The organism is Pantoea sp. CTOTU49201 (assembly GCF_032054795.1).
Classification (GTDB): domain Bacteria; phylum Pseudomonadota; class Gammaproteobacteria; order Enterobacterales; family Enterobacteriaceae; genus Pantoea; species Pantoea symbiotica.
On sequence record NZ_DAMBSA010000129.1, the window covers coordinates 1 to 3,765 of the forward strand.

4 protein-coding genes are annotated in these 3,765 nt (G+C 58.3%); all 4 read right to left on the reverse strand.

The window, feature by feature from the left end; all coding sequences use genetic code 11:
* On the reverse strand, positions 1–806 hold an 806-nt coding region (locus tag RTY00_RS11170; protein ID WP_312664475.1), incomplete at its 3' end, for an aldehyde dehydrogenase family protein.
* Positions 803–1,849 (reverse strand): aldo/keto reductase, encoded by a 1,047-nt coding sequence (locus RTY00_RS11175; protein WP_154153143.1) that lies wholly within the window; start codon positions 1,847–1,849, stop codon positions 803–805. The genes RTY00_RS11175 and RTY00_RS11170, both read right to left, overlap by 4 nt.
* Positions 1,850–1,862: 13 nt before the next feature.
* Positions 1,863–2,363, reverse strand: a complete 501-nt coding sequence (fae, locus tag RTY00_RS11180; protein ID WP_312664476.1) for a formaldehyde-activating enzyme — start codon at positions 2,361–2,363, stop codon at positions 1,863–1,865.
* 12 nt (positions 2,364–2,375) lie between these two features.
* Positions 2,376–3,740, reverse strand: a complete 1,365-nt coding sequence (locus tag RTY00_RS11185; protein WP_312664477.1) for an MFS transporter — start codon at positions 3,738–3,740, stop codon at positions 2,376–2,378.
* Positions 3,741–3,765: the final 25 nt, after the last annotated feature.

A 3,765-nucleotide genomic window follows, 5' to 3' on the forward strand; every position in this document is an offset into this window, starting at 1 on the left:
ACCGCTGCATCAATATCCGCATCGTCGAACACGATAAAGGGCGCGTTGCCGCCTAGTTCCAGCGATAACTTTTTCACCGAGCTGGCGGCATCGCGCATCAACAATTTTCCCACCGCCGTTGAGCCGGTGAAGGAGATTTTGCGCACGCGATCGTCGTGCGTCAGCGTATGACCAATCTCCACGGTGGCACCGCTCACGGCATTCAACACGCCCGGCGGCACGCCCGCTTGCTCCGCCAGCACCAGCAAGGCAAAAGCCGACAGCGGCGTCTCATTGGCGGGTTTGACGATAGCGGTACAACCTGCCGCCAGCGCTGGGCCCAGTTTGCGCGTCAACATTGCCAGTGGAAAATTCCACGGCGTGATGGCGGCGACCACACCAACCGGTTGTTTCAGCGTCAGGATCAGATTGCCCGTTTTGGTGGAAGGAATGGTTTTGCCGTTAGCGCGCTTGCCTTCTTCCGCGAACCATTCAATAAAGCTGGCGGCGTAGAGTACTTCGCCACGCGCTTCGGCCAGCACTTTGCCCTGTTCCTGCACCACCAGTTGCGCCAGCGCTTCCTGGTTTTCTAAGATCAATTGATACCAGCGCTGCAAAATCACCGCGCGCGCTTTGGCGGTCAGGGCGCGCCAGGCGGGCAGGGCAGCAGTAGCCGCCGCAATCGCCCGCGTGGTTTCGGCTTCACCCACGTGAGCAACGTGCGCCACCACGCTATCATCGGCTGGATTATTCACCTCATAGGTGTGTTCGCTCTCCAGCCATTGCCCATCACAGTACCATCCGGTGCGTAGCAATGAAGTTGTCATGCAATATTCCTCGCAGGTTGAATCTGATCGGCAAACACCGTGCGTGCCGCGCGGCTATGGCGGGTAATGCGTTTGCCGGCGGTGTAATCGTTAATCACATCGCATGGTGTGTAATTGCGTTCCAGCTCGAAACGCTCTTCGCTATCCAGCGGCGTATCCAATGCGGCGATCGCGCTATCCAGCTGCGCAACGCTGTCGGCCCCGACCAGCATCGCATCCACGCCTGGATGGGACAGCACCCAGGCTTGTGCGATTTGCGCGCTTGAAAGTCCACGTGCCGCCGCCACGCGACCCACAGATTCGGCGATCTGTAATGAGGCTTCATCGCCATACATCTCGCGGGTAAAGAAGTCAGTTTGATTGCGCACCGACTGCACATCGCCGCTCAGCAAACCGCGCGCTAACGGACTAAACACCGAGACGCCCAAACCCTGATCGCGGCAGAACGGCAGCATTTCACGCTCCTCTTCGCGATAGGCGCAGTTAAGCTGCAACTGCATGTTGATGGGCTTAACGAAGCCGTTGCGTTCGCAGCACCACAAAATTTTCGCCAGCTGCCAGCAATACATAGTGGAAACGCCGACATAGCGCGCCTTGCCGCTGCGCACGATGCTGTTCATCGTTTCCCACGTCTCTTCGATCGGCGTATTCACATCGAAATAGTGCAGCATATACATATCGACATAATCGGTGCCGAGGCGACGCAAGCTGCCGTCGATGCTGTCGAGGATGTGCTTACGCGAATGGCCCTGATTGTTGTGTCCGCCGCCAAGCGGATAACCGACTTTGGTGGTCAGCACCAGTTCGTCACGCTGTGCCACGCGCTTCAGCACGCGGCCTACCACCTCTTCACCGGCTCCGCTGGAGTAGAAATCAGCCAGATCGATAAAGTTAATGCCGTTTTCCAGCGCGTGACGAATGATCGGCTCGCTCTGCGCTTCATCAAAAATCCACGGTTTCCAGCTTTTGCTGCCCATGTTCATGGTGCCGAGACAAAGACGGGATACGCGTAAACCGCTGTGGCCGAGATTGATGTATTCCATGCTGCAACTCCTGTTACTTCGGGGTATAGAACGGATTGCCCAACTGCGGCAGCGCCTGCTGCAACTGCTGACGGCCCGGTAATTTTTCCATTGCCGCTTCAATGGCCACCGTGCAGGCGCGATAGTTATTGGCGAACACCTCATCCACATCGGTACAGCCCGGATTCACCCAGTTGGCCGTGACGATGCACCACTCATCTTCGGCTTCGGCGGGCAGCGTACCTTTCAGCAGCGCCTCGGTGACCGCTTTGGCAATCGCCGCCTGCGAAGCGCCCCATGTGGCGTTGCCGTGCAATTCGCCATCAATCGCCGCTTTATTCACGTACAAGGTCATGGGCTTGGCCGGCACGTTGGGTTTAATCACCACCATAAATGGACAGTGCCCTTGTGACGGTGTGGCCAAGCTGGTGGAGAACGCCTGTCCCACCACGCCGTCACGCGGTCCAATCATGATATTGATGTGCGAGGCATTCACGCCGTCGCCTGCAAAACCTTCACCGATATACATTTCCATTATTGCCTCCCGTTACAGCTGTTGCGTTGAAGTTGAAGCGTGCGGGCTGAGCGACTTGTCAGCCGGCGGTGTGTCTTGTGACGCGTCGGTTAGCGTCAATCCTTTGGTTTCTGGTGCCCAGGCGATGGAAACCAATGCGCCGAGCACCAGAATCGCGGCCAGTAACGCCATGGTGCCGCCGATGCCGTAATTCACGATCGCCAGCGGCAGCAACAGCGTGCCGACCGCCGATCCAAGGCGGCTCATTGAGGTGGCGAAACCCACGCCGCGTGAGCGCACATCCGTTGGGAAACTTTCGGCGGGGAACACGCCCACCAGGTTGCTCACTGCCGACATCACTAAGGTGAAAGCCGCGAAAAGCACAATCAGCCAGACGCCCGTGCTGTTGTGCAGCAGACTCAGCAGTAATAAGCAGGCGGCGAGGAAGATGAACGAGCCAATCAGAAAGCCGCGGCGTGAACACATGGCGGTAAGCACAATGCCCAACACCGCGCCAACCAATAACAGGCCGCTCAACAGCAAATCGGTGGCGAAGCCCTGATCCAAACCCATCTGACGCAGAATCGCCGGCAGGAAGGTGTAGATGGCGAAGTAGGGGATCACCAGACAGACAAAGAACAAGCAGTTAAAGGCGGTGCGACGACGATAGCGTGGGCTGAACAGCGCGCTCAGGCCGCCATCGGGCGCTTGCTGGCGCTCTTCCGGTAAGGTCACATTCGGGCCAAACAGACGCGCGACAATCGCCAGCGCTTCTTCCCTTCGCCCACGTCGCAGCAGCCAGCGCGGGGATTCCGGCGTGCCAATGCGCAACAGCAGAATCGCCAGCGCCGGTAACGCCGAAGAGGCGAGCAGCCAGCGCCAGCCGTCGGCATGCGCGTTGAGCGCCAGATGTCCGGCAAAACTCGCCGCCACATAGCCAACCGTCCACAACACGCTAAAGGCGCCAAGTAGCACGCCGCGATGCTTACGCGGCGCAAACTCCGCCAGAATGGTGTGACCGACCGCGAAGTCACCGCCGAGGCCGAAGCCAATCAGCACGCGTAGCAGGAACAGCTGCTCAGCCGACTGCGCAAAGAACTGCATGCCGGAGGCGAGGGTGATGAGAATAAAGCTGAAGCAGAAGATCTTCTGGCGGCCAACGGAATCGGCGATCCAGCCAAGAATCAAGCTGCCAAGAAACAGGCCGATTAAGGCGGAGCTGCCGATCATGCCCTGCCAGAACGGCGACAGGTTCATCTGCGGCGTCATTTGCGTCAGCGCAAAACCAACGGAGCCGAGAATGTAGCCATCCGTAAGGTGCGCGCCGAAGGTCAAACCGGTGATTTTGAGGTGAAAGCGATTTAAGGGTACGTCATCCATCAGAGTGGTTTGCTTCATATTCCTTCCTTCTGGTTGGAGAGAT